Source organism: Curtobacterium sp. VKM Ac-2889, assembly GCF_015350855.1.
In the GTDB taxonomy this organism is placed as follows: domain Bacteria; phylum Actinomycetota; class Actinomycetes; order Actinomycetales; family Microbacteriaceae; genus Curtobacterium; species Curtobacterium poinsettiae.
On record NZ_JADKSC010000001.1, the window covers coordinates 677856 to 702319 of the forward strand.

A 24464-nucleotide genomic window follows, 5' to 3' on the forward strand; every position below is an offset into this window, starting at 1 on the left:
TCAGGGCCGCTCCTCTCGGCGCTCCCTCCCCGTGGCCGTCGAAAATCGGCAGGTGCTCGGAATAATCCGTGACTGGGTGTATGCTGGTCCCATGGCCAACCTCTCCCCGCGCGCATCACTCCTCGAGACGGTCAGGCTGTCTCGAGGTCTGACGCAGACTGCTCTCGCGGAGGTATCCGGGGTGTCCCAGGGCACCTTGTCGAAAGTCGAATCCGGTCTGCTCGACCTCGACCCTGAGCGCTGGGCCGCCGTTGCAGACGCACTCGGTGTGCCCGTGGAGGCTTTCCTCGAAGCACGGGCAGCGATTGCGCCGGCTCGCGTCTTCCACCGAAAGAGGAAGTCGACCCCGAAGGGTGCACTCACCAAGATCGGCGCCGACGCGGCCCTGATGCAGCAACGCGCGGAAGCGATCCTCGGCCACACTCGCTCCGAGCTGCGTCGGCACGACCTCGTGGACGGGTTTGTCACGCCGCAGGAAGTCGCTCAGGACGTGCGCTCCGAGCTCCAGCTCGGCCAGGACCCGATCTCTGACCTGATCGCCACAGTCGAAGCTGCGGGAGTCACTGTCTTGCGGTGGCCCCTCGATTCCCTGCAGGTCGACGCAATCGCAACGTGGCCGGCCGAAGCTCGGCCAGTCGTCCTCGTCGGCGAACACGTTCCCGCCGAGCGCCAGCGATTCACGATCGCGCATGAGCTCGGGCACGCCGTGATGCACAACGACGCCGGCGGCGACGAGCAGGAACGACAAGCGGACGCCTTCGCAGGCGAGTTCCTCCTCCCCGGCCGGAAACTGCGGGCCGAGTGGCCAGCAGACCCGAGCGTGGAGACGCTGTTGCCCCTCAAACGACGCTGGAAGATCTCACTCGCTGCCCTGATCCGCCGCGCCCACGACGAAGCCCTCATCGATGACCGGACCTACCGCGAATGGAGCATCCGGCTCAGCACCTCTGGGATGCATCGTCGCGAACCAGACCCGATCCCCACCGAACAACCTCAGGCACTCACGAGATCCATCGCCGCCGCCCTCGACGGCGGAACTACGATCGATCAGCTTGCACGCAAGGCACACATGCTTCCACAGGAGTTCTCATCAACGTTCATGGAGGAACACGCATGACGACTCAGTTCTCAGTCATCAACAACACTGCACTGTCGGCGCTCGCGCCCGCGAGCCCTACCCCGCGTCCCATCGAACAGGACGCCCGCGAGTTGCTCGCCGGCCGGCAGTTCCACGTCTGCGGTGACAACGTCCTCCACGCGATGGACTCTGTCTCCCTCTACACCGGCGGTATCTTCGCAGCCGGCACTCACGCCATGTCACGTGTGCAGCGTCTGCAACCGCAGTACCCGACCGTGCCGATGATCGCGGAACCCACCGCAGTCCGGAACTACTGGGCGACCGAAGACGCCCCGTTCCTGCTCGACCGGGATGAGAACGACCTCATCCCACCCAACCTCGACTGGCACCTCAGCATGCAACGCATGGCCGGGAGCGCGTTGGCGATGACGCCGACCGGACAGATCAAGGCGGGCGACTCCCGCACCCTCAAGAACGCCCTCCGCGAAGCGAACGCCATCGACCGCGACGACGTCCTGTTCACCCTGCCGCTGAGCGCAGGATGGCTCAGCAACCCCGACTACGCCCGACAGGTCGTGAAGGTCATCGACCGCAGCCGCCACCCGGTCGCGTTGACCTTCACCGACAAGAAGAACCCGCTCGAGAGCCGCAAGCGCATGCGCGCGTACCGACGACTCATCACCGAGACGACCGGCACCGTCCTGGCGTACCGGGTCGACATGTTCGGCTTTGATGCCGTCGCCCACGGCGCCATCGCGTCAGCCATCGGCGCGTACCCCTCGGTGCGCCGGCTGAACCCGGTGGGAACCCGCGGAAGCGCCATCGACCCCGAAGACATGGCCCCACACATGCTCGTGGGCGACATGCTCCGGTTCGTCCGCACCAAGCAAATGCGGCGAGTGTGGTTTGCCGAAGCAGAACCGTTCGTGTGCTTCTGCACCGTCTGTGACGGCCAGCCCATCGATCGACTCTTCGGGACGGACCACGACCGGAACACCGGACACCTCCATAACCTGGTGGAGATCGGGCGACTGCACGACTCGACCACAGGTCTCGCACCGAGCGCTCGGCTCGCCGCCTGGGACGATCAGGTGAAGGGCGCGCTGGACACCTACCCGCAGCTCGAAACGCACACCGGCAGGCCATTGCCGATTCCGACCGACCTGGAAGTGTGGGCAGAGCCGGTCAGCTGAGCTGATCACCCGGGAGGAGGTGCAGGAACTGCTCGTATACGAGCTCCGAGAACCGCCACCTCGCCGCAGTCCATCGGCGAGGCCTGAAGGGCGCCGGTTCGAGGATTCGATCGTCCTGCAGGCCGCGGACGATGCCGATGCCGTAATGCGATGCTTCGGTCATTAGCAGTGACCAGTCGGCAGCATCTTGCTCTTCAACCCGAACGACGCGCGGGCCGTATCCGACCCACTCGTGGGCGACAGCACACCCTCGCGTCCAGCTGTCCGCCTCCGCTGTGATCTCGAGCACTTCGACCACCGGCTGGAGAATACGGCGCCCCCACACCTCGCCCGCGGGATCCGCGAGCACAGCAGAGACAGTGTGTCCTTCAGGACCGGTCAGGGGTGCGGTGAAACGCGGCGGAACCGGGGCCAGATCATCATCCGGAAGCGTCATCGCAGCAGCGAGCAGGTACTCATTCGGTATCGCAGACACACCGCTGCCGACGCGGCGTCGATGTTCGTCTAAGTCAACTCCGTACACGACGGTCAGCGCAGCGCCGTCGAAGACGCCCGAGTGACAGAACACCCGCTGGTGATCAGGCACCGAGTCGCGGAAGGACAGAGGAATCGGGTGCAGCTCCGCAGTCACCTGGCATCACCGAGGACTGTCCCAAGATCCAGGGCGGCGGCGATCCGGCATGCGTCATGTTCCCGATGTCGTTGGTCTCGCAGCATCCCAGTTCCTCCCGCTCTCCATGACCCTATGCGGCCGGTCCGACTTCGGTGCCGAACGCGATGGCTGCACAATCGTAATCCGCACGATGACCCGCCCCGTGACCGCTGAGTCGCCTGGATACGACCGCTGTGGGGCCTCCCCCAAATCTGTGTGCGGCGGTGGTCGCCCCTACGAGACGCGAGCAGGCCGCACGCCGACGAGCAGTGCGAGCGCTGACCCCTCCTGAGGGCTGCTCGCCACGTCCTGCGAATGACGACGAAGCCGTCCATCCTGGATTCCATCACCGTGTCGCCCGAGGAGGGCCGAGCCGTCCCGGACGCCGCCACCCGGAAGATCATCGGCTACGCGCCGAAGCATGAGCCCGAGCTGTTGAACACGCTGATGGAAGACGCTCGACAGGCGCAGCCCGGTTGGGCGGCCCTTGGCCACGCGGAACGATCGCGGATCCTGAACGCCATCGCCGACGACCTCGAAGCGAACCTCGAGGAACTCGCTGTGCTGCTCTCCCGTGAGCAGGGCAAGCCCCTCGACGGACCCAACGCCCGCTTCGAGATCGGCGCAGCCGCGACCTGGACCCGTGACGCGGCGAACACGCCCGTCGAGCCGGAAGTGATCGTGGACGACAACAGCGGCCGCGTCGAGGTGCACTACGACCCGCTGGGCGTTGTCGCCGCGATCGGACCATGAAATTGGCCCGTCATGATCGCGGTGTGGCAAATCGCCCCGGCGCTGCGCATGGGTAACACCGTCGTGTTGAAGCCGTCCGAGTACACGTCCCTGTCCGTGCTCGCCCTCGCGGAGATCTACAACCGCCACCTCCCCAAGGACGTCCTGTCGGTCATCGTCGCCAATCGCGGCATCGGCGGTGCTCTCACCACCCACCCCAACATTGCCAAGATCATGTTCACCGGCTCGACCGCGACCGGGCGACGCATCGTCGAGGCATCCGCGAACAACCTCGCGCGTCTCACCCTCGAGCTCGGCGGTAACGACGCCGGTATCGTGCTGCCCGGCACCGACGTCGACAAGATCGCCGACGACCTCTTCTGGGGCATCTTCATCAACACCGGCCAGACCTGCGCGGCGCTCAAGCGCCTGTACGTCTACGACGACGTGGTCAACGCTCTCGCCGACCGAGCGAAGAACACCCCGATGGGAAACGGTCTCGTCGCCGGGAACGTCCTTGGCCCGCTCCAAAACCAGCAGCAGTTCGACATCGTCGCCGAACTCGTCGACGACGCTCGAGCCGCCGGCGCCCGTATCGTCGCCGGGGGTGCTCCCGCCCCCGAGCTGGGCCCGCTGTTCTACCAGGCAACTGTCGTCGCCGACATCGAAGACGGCACGTCGCTGGTTGACGAGGAGCAGTTCGGCCCCGCTATCCCGGTCATCCGCTACTCAGACATCGACGACGTCGTCGCCCGCGCCAACGCCCTCGAGCAGGGCCTCGGAGCGTCTGTCTGGTCCGACGACCGTGCCGCCGCGGTCGAGGTCGCGAAGCGGCTGCAGGCCGGATCGGTCCGGATCAACAAGCACGGAGTCCTCGACCCCCGTTCGGCGGAACGAAGGCCTCCGGATACGGCCAAGAGTTCGGCATCGCCGGCCTTGAGGCAGTGTCCGCTCCGAAGATCATCTCGTTCTAACGCGAACTGCGAGCACAACGCCCTCCACAACCACACGCGTGTGGCTGTCGAGGGCGCTGTCTGTCTCGACTCAGCGCAGCGGAATGGCCCACACGAACGCTGCCAGCACAGCACCACAGAGCAGCAGCACAGCACCGCCGAGCTCGATGCCAAGGGAGACGGAGTGGGCACGGACCGCAACCTGCCTCGCGTCCTTCACTGCCGTAAATCGTGACGCTCGCTGCTTTTTGAACTCATCCGCAAGTGCGCCGTCTCGATCTTCCGGTCGCTGGGACATGAGATGACGTAGCTGCGTCTCCGCCGAGGCAACGACGACCTCATGGGCGGCGTCGGCGATCTTCTTACTCACCGCAATCGCGATAGCGAGCGCCCCGATGGCAGCAAGAAGCAGCGGCAGGCCCTGACCAAGCTGGACGGTAGGGGCCGCTCCGACGATCCCTGAGGCAACGAGCCATCCAAGTACGACCGTGCCTCCGGTACTCGCCAAGGCCGGGACAAACGACAGTGGTGAGAACACGGAGGACGGTTCCATCCAGTCGTCATGCGGATTGTGGGAAGTGAAATGTTGCGACATACGCTCATCATCGCGGATCCTCCCGCAACTCGCTGCTATGGGACGGGGTGAGTTGCCTGACACTCGGCATCGACCGGGACTCCGGTCTCATCGCGGACGGATTCGATGAACGGAATCCGGCCGTGCTGCGCCTAATCGACATGGCGATCGACGCTTGCAAGGCACGCGGCGTGTACGTCGGTATCTGCGGCCAGGGTCCAAGCGATCATCCGGAACTCGCGCATCGCCTCCGGCAACGCGGTATCTCCTCGATCTCGCTCAACCCGGACACCGTCGTCGCGACTTGGCAACGGATGGCGGAAGACGGTCAGTGAAGTGATGCCGGAGCCCCGAAGGCGCAGGCCTATGGTTCCGACGAAGCGCACCGAACGACCGAACCGACGTTGATGCTGAAGGCGTTAGGGCCCGCTGACACCGGCGGATCCATCCCATGAACCTTCAACGGCACCGAAAGCCCATGCCTCCCAGCGCCCCTGGAGGAGATACAGCGCCGCGCCGCGAAGTCGATACTTCAGCGCCACGAGTTCAACGACCAGTGCCACCATCTCTGCTGCGCTGGTTGAGGTGAAGTCCGGGCCGAAGCGGTCGAGGCGCATCAGCTCCCACCCGTTTACCGAAAGCAGGTCCTCTACTAGGAGGTCATGGGTGTAACGATTGCGCCGCTTGTACGCTGCACGCGCATCAGAGATCGTGCGCGAGACGTGCGCCCGCTGCTCCTGGGTAAGTCTGGAGGACGTGTTCACCTTTGCCGAGCACGCTTCCGCACACCGTTGGAAGCCGGCGGGAGCATCACGGAACGCGGTGACGCTTCGCTCACCGTTCAACGCAGCGTGTAGCCACCGCAATGCCGCATCCACACTGGTCGTCTCATCCGCAAGCCGGCCAAGTAGGAACACGCGCTGGTCGGCGGCATCAAGCGCGTAGAGAGCATCGAGGTCCATGACGGCATCGTGTCAGCTCACTAAGAAGCGTGCGTGCATACCGATCGAAGGTCACATCGGGCGCGCCTGACCTCCGGCGGCGAGATCGGACACGATGCTGTAGTTCACAACGCTTCCGTGCGCGCACGAGTCCAACCGCTTGAAGTCGCCCGCACCCCCAATGCTTCCCTCGGAACAGCGAGCCCTCCTTGGCGTCGTAGGATCGGAAGCATCATCTAAGGGGAGCAGTGGACCTTCGCGTTTCGGGGAAGTGCAACAGCTCTCGCTTGCACGCATCACTGCGACCTGGACCGGAGGGCCGGTTCGCCATCGACTTGACGCGCATGGAGTTCGGTTCGCCTGCGATCCTCGCCGCTGTAGCCGCACATGCTGAGCGAGGCGTCCGCGGCGGCTTTGATGTCGAGTTCAGCAAGCCGGACTCGGCGTCTGTCAGCTCCTACCTCTCTCGCATGCGTCTAGGTGATCGATTGACCGAGATTGGCGTCGAGCATGGCCTGGCAGACGTGCGCTCACATGACACTCAGGATCGGCTCCTCGAACTGTCGCAATTCAATCGCGACTCTGTCGAGAGCATCGCGACGCACGTCTTCGAGAAGTTCAAAGACCGCAACCGTGCGGCAGCGGTGGTGCTGTTCGAGTCGATCACCGAGTTCAGCCAGAACGTCATCGATCATTCTCGGCGCAGTACGGGATTTGCTCTCGCTCAAGATCTTCGCCACGCTCCGTCAAACACGAAGCGTGTCTGGTTTGCGGTGAGCGACTCAGGCCGGGGGTTCGCTCAGTCGCTGCGCCATCTCGGTGCTACGACCTCGTTGCATGCTCTCGAGATGGCGGTGCAAGGCGGTCACAGCTCCTTGCCCGAGAGTGGCCGCGGGTGGGCGCTCAGTAGGCTCGCGCAGCAAGTTGTGCAGATGGGCGGCGGTTTCAACATGCTGTCGGGCGACGGCACCCTCATGATGGATGCCCGACGCCGGTATCCGCGCTCGTACCCGCGGCCGATGTACGGCTCACTCATCGAAGCCTGGATTCCATTGTCGTGAGCGTCGCTTCTGCAGCCGAACCGTGCCAGACTAGAGCAAGTTGGGTTGACGGTTGCGGTAGATGGATGGTAGGAGCAGGGTGAGTATGGCTGTAACACTTACCCTGCCGATGCTGATCAGCACTCGGCAGGGGGCCACGGAGCTTCTCGAACACGCAGAGCAAGACCTGGACGGGCAGACCGTGTTCGTCCTGGGGCGAGCGCTTGAGGCAGCAACCCCGTCGTTTGTCGACGAGCTTGTCCGCGAGGTTTCGTCTCGCCACGCGTCGGAACTGGTTCTCATTGGAACTCCGGACGAGTTTGATCGAGAGGTCGCTGCCTCAGCGGAGCGCTACGAGTTCAAGCGCTTTCGTAGAGGTGCCGCGGTCGAGGTGCCGGTCGCGTCTTAGCCTGTCATCGCGCATCGCGCATCATGCCGCGCAGGCGGGCGAGGCACGCTGAGAACGCATCTCTTTCCACGTTCCGGTTAGTGTCCTCGTCGTGAGTTGCGTACCGCTGCGCTACCCCGATGTATGCATCGGCTAGGCGCGCGGCGTCTTCGTCGCCGGTCGAGGAAACGTGTGCTTGGACTGCGTGCGACAACTCAGCGAGTTGTTGGTCACGATCGCTGGTGTTCCGCGGCACGGCGCGAGTGGCCCACTGCTGGACGGCTGCTCCGTACGCCTGTAGTGCATCCAGCGCTGCTATTGCCCGGGTCTGGTCAAACTCCGACCTGGAGAGGCTCCGGACGCTTCGACGCTCAATCCAAGCGGCCAGCACACGAGAGCCTGCGATGTAGCCGGCGAGAAGTAGTACGGCTCCGAGCCACGTGGACGGCGCCAACGTCACGGTTGATGTCTGATCCGCCGCGAACATGAGCCCCCTTGTAGTAAGCACCAGGCTAACGCGCGCCGAAGATGTTGTGGGAAACCCCTGCTGCGACGCAACCGCCTTTGCAGCCTCAGCTAGCCGTACTCCACTCTGTCGCTCGAAGGCAGGAGACCGAGAACTGCAGCCGACCGTGCCTCTCCGCAGCCGTCGAACCGCCTATGGCTCACTGAGACGGCGAACGGCCGACCACTCATGATTGGCCGTTGGCCGTTGGCCGTTGGCCGTTGGCCGTTGGCCGTTGGCCGTCGACCTCGGACCAGAGCTGACTCCCGCCAGCACGAACGCGCTGCACGCATCCCGCGTGCAGCGCCTTCGTTGTCTCTACCCTCTTGACCCGTCTCGATGGCCGGTCGCCTCACGGACGCCGGAGAGGCCAACAGCGATGACGGCGAGGGACATGCTGACCGTCTCGATCGGCGAGCCACAAGGGGACGTGTCACTACGGTGAGGACATGACCGAGCGGTACGGTACCTCTGCCCAGACGGCGCGCGTTGATCGAGCGCGGTGAGCAGGTTGCATACGCGCGAGTGGTGACTGACGGCGTGACCTTTGCCTGGCTCTGTGACGTCTTCGTGGCGCCGGAAGTACGTGGGCGAGGAGTGGGCAAGATGCTCGTCGCCGCGGTCATCGACGACCTTGAACCTCTCGGCCTGAAGCGCACACTCCTGTCGACAGGAGATGCGCACGGGCTCTACGCACAGTACGGCTTCGCACCCCTGGCTGACCCGTCGAAGATGATGGCGCGCGTCCGATAGTCGATCGGCTATCGAGACACGGTTCCAATGAGCAACCTATGGACGGGCTATAGATTTTGTGGTGGGCTGCCGGTGAGCACCCGTCCGGGTGCACCAAAGGGGAAAGCAATGATGCGAACTCTCAAGCGGTTCCTCGCAGCCGGGGCTGCGACCGCCTTCATGGTGGCGGGCCTGACACTCGGAGGGGCTACTTCAGCCTCCGCTGCGGGCAGCTGTAGCTACTTCGCCAAGCAGGCCGGCGAGCTGGTGGGAACGTGCACCGGCACCGTCTACTTCAACTGGACGTGTAGTTCCGATGCATTCAACACATGGAACAAGAAGAAGATGGTCTACGGGTCGACGGCCAGCACGAAGCGCATCGTGGGTTGCAACCTCGGAGGCGTGAACGACTACTACGTCTCCAGCTGAGACAACAGCCGTGCGCTGATTGCTGAGGGCACATCGCCGTGCCCTCAGCAATCATGCTGCAGCCGACTATCGGACGTTGTGGGGGTCCACCCTCGACCCTTCGATCACTCAGGGCGAACGAAGACGGACAGGAGTGTCCAAACGATGCCGATCTCCGGCCAGCGGTTGATCACAGGACGCCCGCGGGATCCCTACGCTCAGATGATGAGAACAGCCCCGGTACCGCTCATGTCCGCAGAGCTCATCTCGACGCACGAGTCGCTGGCACCCGTGGTGATCGCCGGTGGGCGGGTGGACGCATGACCATCGGACGCCGACGTCTGTGCTTGGTGGCCGGCATTGCCTTGATCGTTGCCGGGTCGGCTGTTTACGTAGCGCGTCCGTGGCTGCAGCTCAACGTCCCGTTCATGGACGAGCACCGCGGCATCTTCCTGTTCGGGTGGGCGTTCATCGCGTCAGGCGTTCCATTGGTCGTGCATTCCCGCAGCCGGTCAGAGGACAGCGATCAGGCGGATCCCCCGAGCGCTTGACATGCAGACTTCCCGGACGCCCCGATGACGATCCTCAACCGGGACAAGGGCGGTAAGTCACTATCGGTCAAGGTTCAGATCGGATGACGCTCAGTCGACCGTTGTCCATGAGCAGAGCCTGGTCGTCGTTGAGTGGGGTCAGGGCGTAGGCGCCGCGGTATGTGTCGAGAGTCTTCTGGATGAGTTCCGGTGGGTACGGGGGCAGGAGGCCGTCCGCGTGTGGGATGACCGTTTGGTCGATCAGTGCGAGTCCGGAGTAGTCGGTGAGCGCGGGCCCGTCAGCGGGATCATCCATCAACGATGCTGGGGTCACGTCTGGTCCGGCGATGATCGAGCCGGCGCTCGCACCGATGTACGGCAGACCAGCCCGAACGCGCTCGACCAGCGCGGCGGCGTTCCCACTCTCGCGCAGCGCTTCCAGGAGGGCAAAGGTGCTTCCGCTGGCGACGTACACGGCGTCGACGTCAGCGAGGATTTGGTCGAACCGGTGGGCCATGGTTCCTCGCGCGGTGACGGGGACGATGTGGCCTGCAAGCTCCTCGAGGGCTGCACGTTCCGCCTCGACGAAGGCAGCGCCCGCGAACGATTGCTGCGCGTCGTCGATGTAGGCGATTCGGTACCCGTCGAGCGGCGCCTTCGCGCGGTTTGATCCGGTCAGGAAGGGCTGGATCGCCCCGGTGTTACGGGATAGCAGGAGGATCTTCACGGAACGTGACCCTAGAGGGGCCCGCCGACACCGTTGCCTGCTGCGGAAGGGCAGCGCCCGTCGGCGAAGCGCGCCAGGTGCTGGCGGCCCCGTTGCAATAGTCGATCGGCTATCTCTAATTGTTCTTGGCTGGCCTGGGGCTGGCTGGCAGGCTGGCACTGGTCCCGGCTCGTGGTGTGACTCTTCGGCTATCTGCCCGTCATCATGGCGTGGCATTGTCTCGACTCGTCCGCCGCGGGTGGCGGGGCTGGTGCCGGCCCGTCCGCTGCGATGGCTTGATAGAAGGTCGTCCTACCAGCCAGCTGGTTGTGACTCGTTAGAGATCCGCCCCGCAACGACTCTCCCGGGCCGAGTACCAACACGGTCCCCGTCTTGGAAGGAGTCCCGCGATGCCCATCGTCGCAGACGAGTACACGCAAGTCATTGGCGTCGACACGCACGCTAGAACCCACACCTACGTCGTCCTCGATACCCGTACCGGCGGCATCATCGATACTGCGATGTTCCCGACGAACCCGGCAGGTCTCGCTCGCGCTCTGGCCTGGATCGATCGTCGAACATCCGCTGGACGGCTCGCAGCCATCGAGGGGACCAGCTCCTACGGAGCATCCCTGACCGAAGCCCTGCAGCAGGCCGGTATCCCCGTGGTCGAAGCGCGACCACCACGACGAGCAGACCGCGGAGCTCGCGGGAAGTCCGACCCCATCGATGCCGAAGCCGCAGCTCGAGCCGTGCTGCGCACCGACACCGCACTGCTCTCTTGGTCCAGGACCGGCAAGATCCGTTCGGCGCTTCGCCTCCTGTTGTCTGCCCGGAGATCGATGGACGGTCAACGGACCGCGAGCCGCAACGCACTCATCGCGCTGCTGCGCACCATCGACCTCGGCGTCGACGCTCGGCGCCCGCTGACGGACAAGCAGATCGCCTCGATTGCAGTGTGGCGGCACCACCCCAGCGACGACATCGACAGGCTCATCGCTCGCGGCGAAGCGGTCCGCCTCGCCCGCGACGTCATCGACCTGACCGGCAAGCTCGAAGCCAACCACGACGCGCTCCGACTGCACGTGTCTGCTCTCGCGCCGTCGGTGCTGGACATCGGCGGAGTCGGGCCGGTGTCAGCGGCCGTGTTCCTGACCGCGTACTCGCACGTGGGCCGAGTCCGCAGCGAAGCCGCGTTCGCGTCCCTCGCCGGCGCCGCACCGATCCCCGCCTCCAGCGGCAACACCAGCCGACACCGACTGAACCGGCACGGCGACCGACGGCTGAACTCCGCGCTCGAGACCGTCGCCCGCGTCCGACTCTCCTACGACCCCGACACCCGCGCCTACAAACAACGCCGCCTTGCGGAAGGGAAGACCACGAGAGAGGTCAAGCGCATGCTCAAGCGCTATATCGCCCGACAGATCTATCGACACCTCACCGCCACCATGACCGCCTGACGGCACCGATAAGGCTTGCGTTCCAGCATCCGACCGCCAGTCGGGCTCAGGCCGTAGGCCGCGTCAGTCGACGAGCAAGCGCTTGAGCGAAAGGCTGCCCATCTCTTACTCGTCCGGTGAACACCTTCCGAGCGCCCCCGAAAAGCAGGACCATGCGAACCCACTGAGGATCCCTGCCGCGCTTCTTCGGCCGGACTTCCACCGACACAAGAGAGACGGAGGTCAGCGGGACCGCAGTTGGCACGCGGCCGCGCAGCAGCTTGAAGCGCCGCCGGACCAGTGACACGTCGTCGAGCTCCAGGACGTCTACTCCATTGAAGCCCCACCAGGGTCCTGGAGAAAAGCGCGCGATCACGAGGCTGTTGCTCACCTCGGCGACCTTAGTCCTGGGACCTCGGAGCAGCGATGACTCCTTGACTTCACCTATAGAAGGGTCGAGACGGCCAGCAATGAGCGAGTGGGTACGCTTCGCGGGTGACGAACTTGATCGGGAGCCGTGTTCTCTTGCGTCCTTGGACGGCCGATGACGCTGCGTTCGTGTTTGACCTGTACTCACAGTGGGATGTTCAGCGCTACCTCGGGCACGACCCTCGAGTCATGGAGAACATCGACGCGGCTCACGCATTGATCGGTCGTCTCCGCGCACGGAGCGGCCCGGTGCTGGGGTACTGGGCGGTCGAAGCCACTGCAACGGGTGCACCCGTTGGCACGGTCATGTTGCAACACATCAGGCTTTCGGGAACGAGTGAACCTTCTGCCGAGGTCGAGATTGGCTGGCACTTCCATCCAGATGCGTGGGGCCACGGATACGCAACCGAGGCGGCGCAGCTGCTGCTGCGGCACGCTTCAGCGTCCGGGCTCGACCGGATCATTGCGGTTGCCCATGTCGAGAACGCTGCGTCGCGCCGAGTCTGTCTGCGTCTCGGGCTGACCAGCCGGGGACGGACGACTCGTTACTACGACGCGGAATACGAGTTGTTCGAATCGGGCTCGCTTCGCACTGACCCGTCCCACTGACCTATCCTCTAGTGAGACGCTGCCGTCAGCAAATTCGTCAGGTGGTATGTCCAGCCGTCCTCGTGTTCTGCCCGGAGGTTGACCGCGTCTGGCAGGAGCGCGAAGCCATGCTCGGTCAGCGTGACGATGCTCTGTTGGCCCATTCGCTCAAACCGGAACCGCACCTCCAGTGATGACGGCTATGTCGGCTGCCGCCACTCGAACACGAGCAGGTGAGGTGCTGCGACGCCGGTCACATGGCCATCAGCGGATCGCTCCTGGCCGTCCTCCTCCCAGGTCTCGTGCACGGGCGCACCGACCGCAGGAGTCAGCGTGAGCTCTGGCCACCACGTCGAGCGCTCGGTGGTGAGCGCAGCCCAGAGCTCATCGACGGACGCCGCGGACGTCACGGCCACAGAAAGAGAGTCATCGAGCATGCAGAGACGCTAGCGGCCTCGTCGTCCGGTCGGCCAACGGACTCTCACATGACCCCAGCGATCGAGCACGGGGCCGGTATCCGCTTAGAAGTTTCGTCGCGCGACCCTCTCGAACTGACTAGTCTTCAATTTGTGGTCAACATAACCGAGGGGATGTAGGTCGATGCCCACGGGACCGGCACATCAGAAGGTCAACGAGGACGACGACACGTCTGAACAGTGTCGATGCATGATCGGCAACGATCATCTCGTTGACGATGACACGCCTTTGTCCGAGGCGCTCAGTCCCTCGGATGCGGAGGACATCTGGCTCTCGAGCGGCATGGACGAGGACTACGACTTTCGCTGAACGCTCTGCATCTGCGTGAATCCGTGTGCCGCGCCTTGTCGGTTGCCGATTCTTCAACTGGCGGTGTCCCGCTACGCTGCAGCGGTGGGGGAGATGACACACGAGACGTTCCGTTCCGAATTCGCCACAGCCGCGGGCCGGCGACGTCTTGGGTACCGGGAGGGCGACCCGTGGCAGGGCCGGGTAGACAGGCTGCTCGGTGACGACGCGGAGCTTCAGGGTGAGTACCTCGAGTGGCAGCACCGGCGGAAACGAAGGGTTGAGCGAGCCCAGAGGCAGTTGATGGACACTCGTCGGCGCAACGGAGCGATGACTGGTGTGCTGCTCATCGTCGCCGGCGTTGTCCTCGTACTCGTCGGAGTGAACACTGCCGCACACCACCAGCAGCAAGTCAGCGGCGGACCCTGCTACCAGCGGCCGCACCTGTACAGCGACGCGACAACCACCGTCTGCCCTGCGCACATGGAGCCGCTCCACGACGGCACTTGGCTGGCGGCGACCACTCTGGGTTGGTTGGGTGTCGCGGTACTTGTCACCGGCGGTGTGCTCGTCGTCCGGCACCCCAACTTTTGAGCTCGACCCGTCTCGGTAGCCGATCCTTCACCGGGCGCATTCGCCAGCTGCACGCTTCCGGCGGTCGAGAGGTCGGGTCGCGTTCAGGCCGATGCGGGCGTCGCTGGCGCCGCGACCCATCTTCGGTATGCGGCGTCGACGCGTTGTTTCACCCGTGCATCAGGCGAGTTGTCAGTGATCTTGGAGGCACTCATAGCGATCGGGATCGTGATGCGGCGATCACGACCCTGCTTCCTCATCACGACGACAGCCCCCTCCTCGACCCGGAGCACGTTCATCCGCGGTACCCGTCGGACAGACACCAGGCCAATGAGGACGAGCTCGTCCGAAGCGAACACGACCTTCAGGGCGAAGAGCCTCCACCAGAGCAAGACCAGGAACGCCACCAGCACCAACATCCGAGGGTCAACAAACAAGGCGAGGAGGGCGGTGCCGATGATAAGCAATGACAGCAGTCCAGACAGCAGATACTTCGTAGCCCGGGAGAACTGCACTACCTCGTTCACCTTTTCCGCCGCTGCGCTACGACGGCATACACGATGGCAGTGAAGATCAGCGGGGACGCCACCCACGGCACCCGGGGGAGCACTCCAGCACCCATCGTCATACCTCCCGCTCGCCACGTCGGCAGTACCGAACTGCAATCAACCTATCGAGTAACGCCGTGCGGGCGGTTCGACATGGTGCCCGTAAGCCGATCGTCTTTCGGGCAGGTCGGCGGCGCGGTTGAGGCTCAATCCACTTACTCGTCCGAGCACCGATCCGCCGGCTGCTGCAAAGGTCATCCTTGCGGGGGACTGCGCACCCTGAGTGTTCCCATAGGATGCCGTTCGGGGGCGGAGGGCTCTCTATAGATGATCAAGGGGGAGACAGTGTCTCGATCGGGAAGAACCGTAGGCATGGCGGGAGCGGGACTGCTGTGTGCGGTTGCGATGCTGGGGACGTCGGCGGTGGCGCACGCTGAGGAACAGCCTGCAGATGCACTCGCAGCTGTCGCCGCTGTCGCGCCGGGTGTGCTCGACGCGGCCGCGAACATGGCCGAATCCGAGTCTGGTGCTGAAGCTGCAAACTTCACCGGGGGCGATGTTGAGGTCAGCGTTCCGACAGATGCTGCTGACGGAGCTGTGCTGCGCACCAGCGATCGCGAGTTGACGGTATCGCTGCCATTTGCGGATCAGGCAGCGGATGCGGTCGTTGAGAGCGCGGGGGTGGCGACTTTTGACAATAACAACTCGTCGACCACAGCTTCAGTCGTGCGGGAGGATGGCAGTCTGCAGATCCTCACTGTCGTCGAAAGCGCTGCAGCGCCGACCCGGTACGACTACGACTTGTCCGTGCCGTCAGGCGGCGCCATTACGGTCCGTGATGATGGCGTGGTCATCATCACCGACGAGAGTGGCGATTTTGCTGGCACCGTTGCGCCCGCGTGGGCGAAGGATGCAACCGGAGTGCCGGTGGCGACCCGGTACGAGGTGCACGGGAACACGTTGACGCAGGTCGTTGAGCACGGCGCGGCGACGCAGTACCCGGTAGTGGCCGACCCGTGGCTGGGGATCACCTTGTTCAAGAGCTTCAAACGCGACAAATATCACGGGGACTACCGCTACAGCGCCTGGGTCACCGGGCCTGGCGCGGTCGTTCTTAGCGGTGGCGGTGGCGTCGGAGGGTACGCGGCTGGACAGGCTGTGTTCCGAGGTTCTGGGTGGGACGAATGGAAGAAGAAGTGGCCCGCGATCACGAACAAGGCCACCCTCCAGCAGCAGTACAACTGCCACGTCGCTGCGGGCCTTTACGGGCTGCCGTTCACCCAGGACTACAACCTCGAACGGTACCGCGCGAACCGCGCGAACTGGGTCTCCGGTGTCGCATCGCATCGCTGCAACTGGTGACCACCGAACATCCTCTTCGACAGGAGACTGAGCACATGAAAAAGTTCATCATCGGGTCCGCCATCGCTGCCAGTCTCGGCGCGCTAACCACCATCGGGTTCCTCATAGCAATCGGCGTCGACTACCGCATGCAAGAAGACCGCGGTATCGAGCCGGGCTACACGCCCGACGTCATCGTTGGCGGCTTCGAAGCCGGACTGTGGTTGCTCGGCGTTGGCATCGCTGCGCTCATCGTCAGTAGCATCGTCGCGATCCTGCAGCGCCGTAACGAGCGTGCTGCCTCATCTGCACCCTCGCACTGACTCAGCGTTGCAAGCCGCGCAGTGCCCCGGTCGGAAACGGCCGGGGCGCTGCCGTGTCCAGCGGCCTGCCTGTCTCGGCCAGGGATCGCCCACCGGACACCGAGTTCAGCTCAGGGGGGCGAGCACGCCTCTACCGGCGCGCTACAGCATCGGACGCTGCAGGCTGCGTGGCGTCCAGCGGGTCGTGAATAAACGCGAGGAACTCGCGGCCGAGTTCGGTGATGAAAGTCCAGTAAGGGCGGCGGTCACTGCCCCTCGTCTCCCAATCGAGGTTGCCGAGCTTCCGCAAAGCGTCGTCGTTGGGGTCAGTGCTCGCGATGTCGATGATCAGGTTCAGCCCGATCAGTCGCCGCTTGCGCTCGATGACGTGAGATTTATATGAGCTCAGAGATGATTGGTAAACCGAGCAGAGGTGATCAATAAAGTACAAAAGTGCGGATCGAGCTTCCCGGCACGAGCTAGCGGTGGTCGGACCGCCGGTGCGGACGGGGGCAAACACGTTGCGATCGCGTCGTTCACATCGCCCCGGGCGCCATTGGTGTCCCGGGCCGCCTGCACTGGGTGCAGGTTGGCTATGGCGTTCTGCGGAGTTTCAATCACAAACCGGTGTGTCACAGCCGGCCGGTAGGGGCCTTCGCTCGAGTCTTGCCCCATCCGGTTTTCGCAGCGGGCAGCTTCTTGAGCGCGTCGTTTGCCCGGCGCACGTCTGCAGCCGGTGCCTTGATGCCGTGCTTGGACCGCACTTCGGCAAGCTCACGAAGCACCTTTGTTGTCTCTACATACAAGACCTGAGCGTGGGCAGTAGCCCACCCGTTGCCCTTGATGTCTTCAACCACGACGGATAATTGAGCGACGCGTTCGACCTGACGGCGAACTGCGCTTTCAGCTGCCCGGCGCTGTGGTGCCCATAGACGTTTACGCGCTGCGGCTTCGACGAGCACAGCCCGATCTCTCCTGGCGGCCTCGGTGGTCAGCGTATTGAAACTTGCCATCACGTTGCCGGTGTAACGATTCCCAAAGCTCACGTAGGCGCTAAAGAACGCTGAGATGGCGGAAGCCATTGCTGTGAAAAAAGTGAGCCACGTGATTGGATCAGTCGATGACATCAAGCAATTCTCGCATATTCGGGTTGATAAGTCCAAATCTCCGCATTTGTTGACAAGCGCACCGTGCTCTAAAGGTTAACGGACTCCACGGGTCCGCTCTGGCCACTTGATTTGGTACTGCGCCAGAGAACGAGCCAACGTCGTCGGTTCTGCGTCCTATTGCTCGTGGGTGCCGGGCGCCCCGCGCCGGCAGCGGCCTCGGCCGTTAGTCTGGGGAGCATGGGGATGAACAAGGACCAGCAGCTCGCCGCGATCGTCGGGGGCCTGGTGGCGGTGTTCGCCAGCGTTGGTGTGATCGTCGCGTCGGCGACTGGGTTCATCAGCTAGACATTCGTTTCCGGCGCTCCTAGCGGTGAACGATCGGCTATCGGGCGCCGTTGCTCACCTGGTGGATCGCTGAGCGAGGTTGTTCGGGTGGGAGGATCGCGTCGTGTCGATAGAACTACCCGCAGGAGTCCTCGCCGTCGTTTTCGACGTCGGCGAGACGCTCGTCGACGAGTCGCGTGCTTGGTCCGCACAAGCGGAAGCGGCGGGAGTCACACCGTTCACGTTGATGGGAGTGCTCGGTGCGTTGATCGCGCGCGGTGAAGACCACCGTCGAGTATGGGCGCTACTGGGCGTCGAGAGGCCCGCCGGTCGCGCGCTGATCGAGGAAGCAGATCTCTATCCCGACGCGCTGCCGTGCCTTCGTGCGGCCACCGAACGCGGCCTCGTCGTCGGCATTGCAGGGAACCAGCCGGCGGAAGTGGAGGCACAGCTGCGCGCGGCCGGCTTCTCACCGCACTTCTTGGCGTCCTCCGCGGCGTGGGGTGTGGAGAAGCCCTCACCCGAGTTCTTCGCTCGCGTCGTCGCGGAGGCAGGCCTCGAGCCCGGGTCGATCCTCTACGTCGGTGACCGCCTCGATAACGACGTCCTACCAGCACGCGCTGCCGGCATGCGGACCGCGTTCATCCGGCGAGGGCCGTGGGGTCACCTTCACGCGGAATGGCCGGAAGCACGTCTCGCGGACCTCCGAGTCGACACCTTGGCGGACCTCACCGACGCGCTGGTTGCCGGCCGACCGGGGTGCAGGCTACGTCGTGATCAGGGGCAGTCGAGTGCGACTGCACTCAAGAGTGCCCGGTAGTCGATCCGCTATTGAGACTGGTGTTCGACGCAGACTTTCGGTTCGATCGAGGTGGATCCCGCCATCGGGCAGGTCAGGGTGAGGTAGTGTTCGCGGGCCAGCGGCCTCCAAGCGGGACTCGTGTCCGACAAGTCGCGAGAGCAGTAGTTGCCGGCCATCCAGCGGCCCGACACAGCACTAGGTCCCCCGCTAGCGAGCCACCGCTGTGCGGCACTTGGTACCTGCTCTTCTTGTACGAGGTCTGCGTCGTGTTCGGGTGCGACTTCGCGTAGCTGCTCTTCACGAGCTTGCCCGTGACCGAGCTCAGCGTGTTCGTCTACACGACGTCATACCCGGTGAGCTCCAGCCGTCGACGGCGCGGGCCCGCGCGGTGCTCTGTTCGTCTGCGTGGCCGTCGGCGGTGATGGTGTTTGTGGAGCGGATTGTGCCGCGGACGGTGGCCATCGATCCATCCTCGCAGCGCGCTCCGACACCTGCGGTGTCGGCGGCCGCGGTCATCATCGATGCTCTGACCGTGACCGTGACCGTGACCGTGACCGTGACCGTGACCGTGACCGTGACCGTGACGGAGCGGGTGTCGAGCTCTGCACGGCGGTGTGGGTGCGGGTCAAGTTCACGATTTTGGCGCTTCTCGGGTATGCGCGAGGGTCGACGACTGACCGGCGCACCCGTGCGCAGCAACAAGGGTGCTGAACGTATTCGCAGCGGGAGTCATACTCCGGGATGACGTGGATTGCCATGTGGCGGCGCAAAACTGCACAGACCACACTCGGCTAAGCCGACGGTGTGATTTCAGTGATTGATTGGGGAATAATCATGAAGCTCAAAGCGAAAGCAGCGGTGGCGATCGCGTCCGTGTTTATCGCGCTGGGAGGGGCCGTCGCCGTGCCTTCGGCGGCAAACGCGCAGAATAGCGCGTCTGACCTGGCATACGCCAAATGTCATTACAGCAAGGACGTCCAATCCTGCAAGTTCCTCGCCATGCAGGGGAAGCACATCACGAAGAGCGAGCTGAAGTGCCTCGCCGCGGCGGGCATCGCCGTAGGGGGGCTTTTCGTGGGAGAGGGCGTCGGAGAGGGACTTGCTCTCAGCATCGCCCGGAAGTACGTCGCGGCCGGAGCCGCGGGGTGCCTGGGTTCGTTCCTCTGATACAATCTGCATCATGACACGTAGAGCAATTCCGTTCTGGGTTGCAGTCGGGGTCGCGTTCCTGCTCGCGGTCCTCTGTTTTTCGTTCGTCCATTCTGGGTGGTCGATTGCCGTTTATGCCGTGCTCATCCTCGGGGTGGCGTTGGCCTACAGGCTGTCGCGCAAGGGGCCCGTACGTAGAGATTGACGCCGCGTGAAAAGCACCCCCGGGCTTCATTGCCCGGGGGTGCTTATTTCGTGGTGGGCTGTCCGCGCATGACACCGTCGCTGAGGATCGCGGGCTGAATTGTCATGCCGTCTTGTCTCTCGCCGGCGTCAAGCGTCGACGGTGATGCCGAGACTGATCCACCCGTCGGGGATCGACTGCAGGTACGCCGCCCGGGCGGCGGCGTAGTTCGGCCCGGACGCTTGGTTCGGCTGGACCAACAACATGTTCACTTCGCCGAATTGAGCGGTCAGCGTCGGCTCCTTCTTGCCCGTCGTGCCGGGCCGCGAGTGACACTGAGAGACGCGCACCCTGAAGCGTCTGCCACGTGGCGATCGCAGTCACAGACCCCGTGCCCATCAACGCCACTGCCGCCACTGCCGCGGTCGTACGCAGGATGAACCCCTCCACTCCTCGGCGGCGGAGCCGCCCATGACGAGCGACGCCGGTCCGAATCATCCTCGGCCGCCGAACAGGTGGCATGTCTTCCCCATCAGAACGCCGAAACCCTGCATGTCCCATCGCTGTGGTCAACGCTCACCACACCGCCGCCACGTCGGCGATGGTCGCCGCATGTCGAAGGCGGGGAAGGCGGGCATCGCACGCTGTCTGTGTGGTTGACGGAGGGGGCAGATCTCGTGCGGACTCCGGTGCATCGACCGCAAGTGGATCGTTGTGTCGGAAGCTGTCGTGCGGGCGTCAGCGCGCTGATCTGGGGTGTGAACCGTCGCGGTCGAGTCCGGAGTAGATCAGGCGAACTGGGCAGTAGCGATTCAGATCGATGATGAGACCCAGCAGCGCCTACAAGAATGCTGAGCGCTCTCGCACTGAAGTCAGGCGAAGCGGGTCAACACGGGTCCCTGCATGTGTGGACCGGTGCCCCAGTGCCGAAGGCTTCGCTGTTCACGCGTGCTGCAGGCTCACCCGGTGTTCATGCGAGCGCGCGCCACCGCCAGTCCCTGCTCGGCTGAAGCCCGGAGCACCGGGTCTGCAGTTCGTCGGAGTTCGACGGCGCGCTCGAAGTCCTCGACTGCACGTTCTGCTTCTCCATTGGCGAGGAGCGCTTTTCCTCGGTGTTGCCGCATCACCGCTTCCCGAGCCGTTCCCAGACATTCCGCGACGAGGAGGTCGTACTCCTGCACAGCGACAGCGGTTTCGCCGCGGTCGCGGCGGCAATCAGCCGCGAGTGCCCGGACTCTCGGAGTCTGCTCGAGCAGGCCGAGGGCTCGGAGAGCAGCGTCGGTGTCCCCGGTCCAGAGGAGCTCGATCGGCTTCGTAAGGGGGTCTTCAGCGATCCCGGCCCTGAAGGTGTCCAGGTCCGTGATCGCGGGGCGGAGGTCGGCACCTCGGATGATCCAACCGGGCCCGCCGGCGACGTCGCTCACCATGTACCGAGGGTAGGCGACTGTCGCGACGTGTTCCGGGTGGACGAGGCCGGAGGAGCTGCTGCCGATCGACGTTGAGCGCGTGGCGATGGGGACGGCTCCCCCATGAGACCGCGGCCCTGTTCGGTCGAGGTCACCGACCAGCCGATGTCAGCGCGGGTGACTGGCCGCATCGGATGCCGCTCCGGATCAGCGGCACGCCCAATCGGTCCCGAAGGCTTCGTGCACGCGCCGGAGTGCTTCGGGGTTGCCCCACTCGTCGATCTCCGAGCAGTCGGCGGAGGAGCGCGCTGCGACGAGACCCCAGTTGCCGACGCTCTGCCACGAGTACCGGGTGTCGGAACTCGAGCCCGAGGATGCGCCGCCGCCACCTTGCTGCTCCGGAAGCTGCAGCTGCTCACCGTCGGGGAAGACCAGCACCTGACCCAGCGGGTCACAAGTCGGCAGGCGCGTCGTGTCCAGCTGCTCGACCGAGACCGGCGCTGCGGTGGTGCAGGGCGACAAGGTGGCTTCCCCCGCAGAGAGCGTCAGGAAGTCGTCGTCCCGATCGTGCTGGGCGCAACCGATGAGCGCGACTGCAGCCGCTGCGAGGATCGCGGGTGCGGTCAGGAACTGAGGGATCACCACCTCAGTCTTGTCCTCGCCCGGCTTCTCGGGTTCACTGCGCTCATGGGTCTCGTCGAAGCAACAGCGTCGTGTGTCGAGTCAGTTCCGGAATGCAACGACACGATGAGCGCATCCACCGACCTGCTGTCGGCGGCGTGGCTCGCATCGGCTGTGGTCGTCGCGGTGCTCGTGGTCTTCGTCGTGATCGTCCTGCGGCGTCGTCGCCGACGGTAGGGCTCTCGCCTCTGGCCCGCTGGACACCTCGACGTGTTAGGTTGTGCACAACCTAATGGAGCACATCGTGAAACTGACCAGCTCGCTCGATCTCGTCACCGGCGTCCTGCTCGCCGGGCACGGCATCGCCACGGTTCGCCGCACCCCGCTGCGCGCCCGAGCCCAGCAGATGCAGCGCCGGGGCTTCGAGCCGGGCGTCCCGCACGCACTCGGCATCCCGGCGCTGCAGGTCCTGTCCGGGCTCGGAGTCGCTGCCGCAGCGGTCCGCCGTGCGCCCGGGCGCGACCTGGTCGGCACCGGCTCCGCCATCGCGGCGACCGCCCTGGGCGGGACCCGGCTCGCAATCGACCTCGAAGACCAGTCGGTGACGACCACGACCGGTGCTGCCGCGGCACTCACGTTCGCCGGTGGGCTTCGACTCCTCACCTCGACCCGCGGCCGTCCGATCGCCCGGATCCTCACGCTCGGTGCCGCCGCTGCCGCGATCACGTTCGAGGCCGCACGCCGACGCCGAGTCCTCCGCAGCCGCTGACCTCGTCCTCCCACTCCACCGAACCCCACCCCGATCGTGAAAGGCACCACTCCGATGGCAACCCGCACCCCCGCAGTCCGCTCAACGCTCCCCCGGACCATCGTCCGCATCCTCTTCGGGGCGATGCTCACGTGGGCTGGCATCAGTCACCTGACCGTGGCGCGCGAGGAGTTCCAGGCGCAGGTGCCGAAGTTCGTGCCGCTGCCGACGGACGTCACGGTGATCGCGTCCGGCGTGGTGGAGATCTCGCTCGGCGCTGCGCTGATGCTCCTGGCGCGGCGACAGGTGACCGTGGGGTGGGTCGTCGCGGTGTTCTTCCTGGCGGTCTTCCCGGGCAACATCGCGCAGTGGATGCACCACCGCGACGGCTTCGGTCTGGACACCGACACCAAGCGCTTCGTCCGCCTGCTGTTCCAGCCCGTGCTCATCGCGATCTCGCTCTGGTCCACGAACGCCCTGCGCAAGCGCCGCTGAACAACGCCGCACTCGCGCCGCGCGGACGATGGGTGCAGAATCGGCCCCATGAGCGGGGACGACGAGGACCAGCCGCGCGTGGTCGCGGTCAGCAAGGACGGCGAGCACCGGTTCAGCAAACCGTTGGTCGACGCGGTGGCCCTGGTCGCCGGGTGGGGCATCGAGGGGGATGCTCACGCCGGCACGACCGTGCAGCACCGCTCCCGGGTCGCGCGTGACCCGTCGCAGCCGAACCTGCGACAGGTCCACCTGCTCCACGCCGAGCTGTTCGACGAGGTCGCCGAGGCCGGGTTCAGCGTCAAGCCGGGCCAGATGGGCGAGAACGTCACGACGAGCGGCATCGACCTGCTCGGGCTGCCGGAGGGCACGGTGCTGCACCTCGGCGACGACGCCTCCGTCCGGGTCACCGGCCTGCGGAACCCCTGCCAGCAGATCAACGGCTTCGAACCGGGGCTGCTCCGCGCGGTGCTCGGACGAGCCGAGGACGGCACCGTCGAGCGCAAGGGTGGTGTGATGAGCGTCGTGCTCACCGGTGGCACGGTCCGACCGGGCGATCGCATCCGGGTGGAGCTGCCCACCGGCGAGCGACGAGCACTCGAGCCGGTCTGATGCCGCAGCCCACGCGACGCGTCCTGGTGCTCGGTGGAACCGGCTGGCTCGGACGGACGATCGTCGACGAGCTGTTGATCGAGGGTGCCGACGTCACGTGCCTCGCCCGGGGCACCACCGGCAGCATTCCTGAGGGTGCACGCTTCGTCCAGGCGGATCGGTCCCTGCCCGGCGCCTACGAACCGGCCACCGGCACCTGGGACGAGGTCATCGAACTCGCTCACGCCCCCGAGCTCGTCGCCCCGGCGCTCGACGCCCTCGCCGACCGGGCCGCCCACTGGACGCTGGTGTCCACGGTCTCCGTCTACGCGGAGAACGACGAACCGGGCGCCGATGAGTCCGCCCGGCTGGTGGAGCCGAAGGACCCGTCCGCCTACGCCGACGCGAAGGTCCTCGCCGAGCGCACCACGCGGCTCCGGCTCGGGTCGCGGCTGCTCATCGCACGCCCGGGGTTGATCGTCGGCCCGGGTGACCCCAGCGACCGGTTCGGCTACTGGCCGGCACGCCTCGATCGCGGCGGGCCCGTGCTGGTGCCGACGTCGGCGGAGCGCTTCGTGCAGGTGATCGACGTCGCGGACCTCGCCTCCTGGCTCGTCCGGG

General features: G+C 65.1%; 29 protein-coding genes and 3 pseudogenes. 20 read left to right on the forward strand and 12 right to left on the reverse strand.

Annotation, left to right across the window (positions count from 1 at the left end):
- Window positions 1–91 precede the first annotated feature (91 nt).
- Together ITJ50_RS03375 and ITJ50_RS03380 are read left to right on the forward strand one after the other, a co-directional pair.
- Window positions 92–1117: a helix-turn-helix domain-containing protein gene (locus ITJ50_RS03375; RefSeq protein ID WP_194589905.1), complete on the forward strand. Its 1026-nt coding sequence runs from the start codon at window positions 92–94 to the stop codon at window positions 1115–1117.
- A 92-nt stretch (window positions 1118–1209) separates the two neighbouring features.
- Window positions 1210–2271, forward strand: coding sequence for a hypothetical protein (locus tag ITJ50_RS03380; protein WP_194589906.1), 1062 nt, complete (start codon window positions 1210–1212; stop codon window positions 2269–2271).
- On the opposite strand, the gene ITJ50_RS03385 is transcribed toward ITJ50_RS03380, so the two are convergent.
- A complete protein-coding gene (locus tag ITJ50_RS03385) occupies window positions 2264–2902 on the reverse strand; it encodes a hypothetical protein (RefSeq protein ID WP_194589907.1) in 639 nt (212 codons plus the stop codon). The two genes, ITJ50_RS03380 and ITJ50_RS03385, sit on opposite strands and share 8 nt — an antisense overlap.
- A 336-nt stretch (window positions 2903–3238) precedes the next feature.
- On the opposite strand from ITJ50_RS03385, the pseudogene ITJ50_RS03390 reads away from it, so the two are divergent.
- Window positions 3239–4629, forward strand: a pseudogene (locus ITJ50_RS03390) (aldehyde dehydrogenase family protein).
- Window positions 4630–4699: 70 nt separating this feature from the next.
- On the opposite strand, the gene ITJ50_RS03395 reads toward ITJ50_RS03390, so the two are convergent.
- Entirely contained in the window at window positions 4700–5203 is a 504-nt protein-coding gene (locus ITJ50_RS03395) for a hypothetical protein (protein ID WP_194589908.1), read from the reverse strand.
- A gap of 56 nt (window positions 5204–5259) precedes the next feature.
- Here ITJ50_RS03395 and ITJ50_RS03400 point away from each other — a divergent pair.
- Window positions 5260–5517, forward strand: a pseudogene (locus ITJ50_RS03400) (putative PEP-binding protein); the annotation flags it as partial.
- A gap of 84 nt (window positions 5518–5601) precedes the next feature.
- Here ITJ50_RS03400 and ITJ50_RS03405 read toward each other — a convergent pair.
- Window positions 5602–6144 carry a hypothetical protein gene (locus ITJ50_RS03405; protein ID WP_194589909.1) on the reverse strand — a complete coding sequence of 181 codons (543 nt, stop codon included), beginning with the start codon at window positions 6142–6144 and terminating at the stop codon, window positions 5602–5604.
- A 323-nt stretch (window positions 6145–6467) separates the two neighbouring features.
- Between ITJ50_RS03405 and ITJ50_RS03410 the strand changes: the two genes are divergently transcribed.
- The 5 genes from ITJ50_RS03410 (at window position 6468) to ITJ50_RS03430 (ending at window position 9747) form a co-directional block, all read left to right on the forward strand.
- Window positions 6468–7184, forward strand: a complete 717-nt coding sequence (locus tag ITJ50_RS03410) for a hypothetical protein (protein WP_194589910.1) — start codon at window positions 6468–6470, stop codon at window positions 7182–7184.
- 109 nt (window positions 7185–7293) lie between these two features.
- Complete coding sequence (locus tag ITJ50_RS03415) at window positions 7294–7572, forward strand: hypothetical protein (RefSeq protein WP_194589911.1); 279 nt, start codon at window positions 7294–7296, stop codon at window positions 7570–7572.
- Between the two features lie 973 nt (window positions 7573–8545).
- Window positions 8546–8809 carry a GNAT family N-acetyltransferase gene (locus ITJ50_RS03420; RefSeq protein ID WP_416354612.1) on the forward strand — a complete coding sequence of 88 codons (264 nt, stop codon included), beginning with the start codon at window positions 8546–8548 and terminating at the stop codon, window positions 8807–8809.
- 108 nt (window positions 8810–8917) lie between these two features.
- A complete protein-coding gene (locus tag ITJ50_RS03425) occupies window positions 8918–9217 on the forward strand; it encodes a hypothetical protein (RefSeq protein ID WP_194589912.1) in 300 nt (99 codons plus the stop codon).
- Between the two features lie 299 nt (window positions 9218–9516).
- Entirely contained in the window at window positions 9517–9747 is a 231-nt protein-coding gene (locus tag ITJ50_RS03430; RefSeq protein ID WP_194589913.1) for a hypothetical protein, read from the forward strand.
- Window positions 9748–9814: 67 nt separating this feature from the next.
- Here ITJ50_RS03430 and ITJ50_RS03435 read toward each other — a convergent pair whose 3' ends face one another.
- On the reverse strand, window positions 9815–10453 hold the full coding sequence (locus tag ITJ50_RS03435) for a Type 1 glutamine amidotransferase-like domain-containing protein (protein ID WP_194589914.1): 639 nt from the start codon (window positions 10451–10453) through the stop codon (window positions 9815–9817).
- 389 nt (window positions 10454–10842) lie between these two features.
- On the opposite strand from ITJ50_RS03435, the gene ITJ50_RS03440 reads away from it, so the two are divergent.
- Window positions 10843–11892 carry an IS110 family transposase gene (locus ITJ50_RS03440; RefSeq protein ID WP_194589915.1) on the forward strand — a complete coding sequence of 350 codons (1050 nt, stop codon included), beginning with the start codon at window positions 10843–10845 and terminating at the stop codon, window positions 11890–11892.
- Window positions 11893–12366: 474 nt separating this feature from the next.
- Window positions 12367–12909, forward strand: a complete 543-nt coding sequence (locus tag ITJ50_RS03445) for a GNAT family N-acetyltransferase (RefSeq protein ID WP_194589916.1) — start codon at window positions 12367–12369, stop codon at window positions 12907–12909.
- Between the two features lie 179 nt (window positions 12910–13088).
- Here the strand turns inward: ITJ50_RS03445 and ITJ50_RS03450 are convergent, their stop codons facing one another.
- Entirely contained in the window at window positions 13089–13325 is a 237-nt protein-coding gene (locus ITJ50_RS03450; protein WP_194589917.1) for an SRPBCC domain-containing protein, read from the reverse strand.
- 433 nt (window positions 13326–13758) lie between these two features.
- On the opposite strand from ITJ50_RS03450, the gene ITJ50_RS03455 reads away from it, so the two are divergent.
- Window positions 13759–14247: a hypothetical protein gene (locus ITJ50_RS03455; protein WP_194589918.1), complete on the forward strand. Its 489-nt coding sequence runs from the start codon at window positions 13759–13761 to the stop codon at window positions 14245–14247.
- A gap of 83 nt (window positions 14248–14330) precedes the next feature.
- On the opposite strand, the gene ITJ50_RS03460 is transcribed toward ITJ50_RS03455, so the two are convergent.
- Window positions 14331–14753, reverse strand: a complete 423-nt coding sequence (locus tag ITJ50_RS03460) for a hypothetical protein (RefSeq protein WP_146245880.1) — start codon at window positions 14751–14753, stop codon at window positions 14331–14333.
- Window positions 14754–15146: 393 nt separating this feature from the next.
- Between ITJ50_RS03460 and ITJ50_RS03465 the strand changes: the two genes are divergently transcribed.
- Window positions 15147–16136 carry a hypothetical protein gene (locus ITJ50_RS03465; protein ID WP_194589919.1) on the forward strand — a complete coding sequence of 330 codons (990 nt, stop codon included), beginning with the start codon at window positions 15147–15149 and terminating at the stop codon, window positions 16134–16136.
- Window positions 16137–16171: 35 nt separating this feature from the next.
- Window positions 16172–16438 carry a hypothetical protein gene (locus ITJ50_RS03470; protein WP_194589920.1) on the forward strand — a complete coding sequence of 89 codons (267 nt, stop codon included), beginning with the start codon at window positions 16172–16174 and terminating at the stop codon, window positions 16436–16438.
- Window positions 16439–16568: 130 nt separating this feature from the next.
- Here the strand turns inward: ITJ50_RS03470 and ITJ50_RS03475 are convergent, their stop codons facing one another.
- Both ITJ50_RS03475 and ITJ50_RS03480 read right to left on the reverse strand, forming a co-directional pair.
- Window positions 16569–16937, reverse strand: coding sequence for a hypothetical protein (locus ITJ50_RS03475; protein WP_194589921.1), 369 nt, complete (start codon window positions 16935–16937; stop codon window positions 16569–16571).
- Window positions 16938–17049: 112 nt separating this feature from the next.
- Complete coding sequence (locus ITJ50_RS03480) at window positions 17050–17544, reverse strand: hypothetical protein (RefSeq protein ID WP_194589922.1); 495 nt, start codon at window positions 17542–17544, stop codon at window positions 17050–17052.
- Between the two features lie 430 nt (window positions 17545–17974).
- Here ITJ50_RS03480 and ITJ50_RS03485 point away from each other — a divergent pair, with 430 nt between their 5' ends.
- Window positions 17975–18670, forward strand: coding sequence for an HAD family hydrolase (locus ITJ50_RS03485; protein WP_194589923.1), 696 nt, complete (start codon window positions 17975–17977; stop codon window positions 18668–18670).
- Between the two features lie 303 nt (window positions 18671–18973).
- Here the strand turns inward: ITJ50_RS03485 and ITJ50_RS03490 are convergent, their stop codons facing one another.
- Window positions 18974–19354, reverse strand: a complete 381-nt coding sequence (locus ITJ50_RS03490) for a hypothetical protein (protein WP_194589924.1) — start codon at window positions 19352–19354, stop codon at window positions 18974–18976.
- Window positions 19355–19486: 132 nt separating this feature from the next.
- Between ITJ50_RS03490 and ITJ50_RS03495 the strand changes: the two genes are divergently transcribed.
- Window positions 19487–19819: a hypothetical protein gene (locus ITJ50_RS03495; RefSeq protein WP_056072307.1), complete on the forward strand. Its 333-nt coding sequence runs from the start codon at window positions 19487–19489 to the stop codon at window positions 19817–19819.
- Window positions 19820–20134: 315 nt separating this feature from the next.
- Here the strand turns inward: ITJ50_RS03495 and ITJ50_RS17605 are convergent, their stop codons facing one another.
- The 3 genes from ITJ50_RS17605 to ITJ50_RS03505 all read right to left on the reverse strand — a co-directional run bounded on the left by ITJ50_RS17605 (window position 20135) and on the right by ITJ50_RS03505 (window position 22033).
- Entirely contained in the window at window positions 20135–20257 is a 123-nt protein-coding gene (locus tag ITJ50_RS17605) for a hypothetical protein (RefSeq protein WP_262160891.1), read from the reverse strand.
- 687 nt (window positions 20258–20944) lie between these two features.
- A complete protein-coding gene (locus ITJ50_RS03500; RefSeq protein ID WP_056072299.1) occupies window positions 20945–21412 on the reverse strand; it encodes a hypothetical protein in 468 nt (155 codons plus the stop codon).
- Window positions 21413–21598: 186 nt separating this feature from the next.
- Complete coding sequence (locus ITJ50_RS03505) at window positions 21599–22033, reverse strand: hypothetical protein (protein ID WP_194589925.1); 435 nt, start codon at window positions 22031–22033, stop codon at window positions 21599–21601.
- Between the two features lie 283 nt (window positions 22034–22316).
- Between ITJ50_RS03505 and ITJ50_RS03510 the strand changes: the two genes are divergently transcribed.
- The 4 genes and pseudogenes from ITJ50_RS03510 to ITJ50_RS17745 form a co-directional block, all read left to right on the forward strand.
- A complete protein-coding gene (locus ITJ50_RS03510; protein WP_194589926.1) occupies window positions 22317–22781 on the forward strand; it encodes a hypothetical protein in 465 nt (154 codons plus the stop codon).
- A 54-nt stretch (window positions 22782–22835) separates the two neighbouring features.
- A complete protein-coding gene (locus ITJ50_RS03515; protein WP_017887847.1) occupies window positions 22836–23255 on the forward strand; it encodes a MauE/DoxX family redox-associated membrane protein in 420 nt (139 codons plus the stop codon).
- A 48-nt stretch (window positions 23256–23303) separates the two neighbouring features.
- Complete coding sequence (locus ITJ50_RS03520) at window positions 23304–23864, forward strand: MOSC domain-containing protein (RefSeq protein ID WP_140448613.1); 561 nt, start codon at window positions 23304–23306, stop codon at window positions 23862–23864.
- Window positions 23864–24415, forward strand: a pseudogene (locus tag ITJ50_RS17745) (NAD-dependent epimerase/dehydratase family protein); the annotation flags it as partial. The gene ITJ50_RS03520 and the pseudogene ITJ50_RS17745, both read left to right, overlap by 1 nt.
- Window positions 24416–24464: the final 49 nt, after the last annotated feature.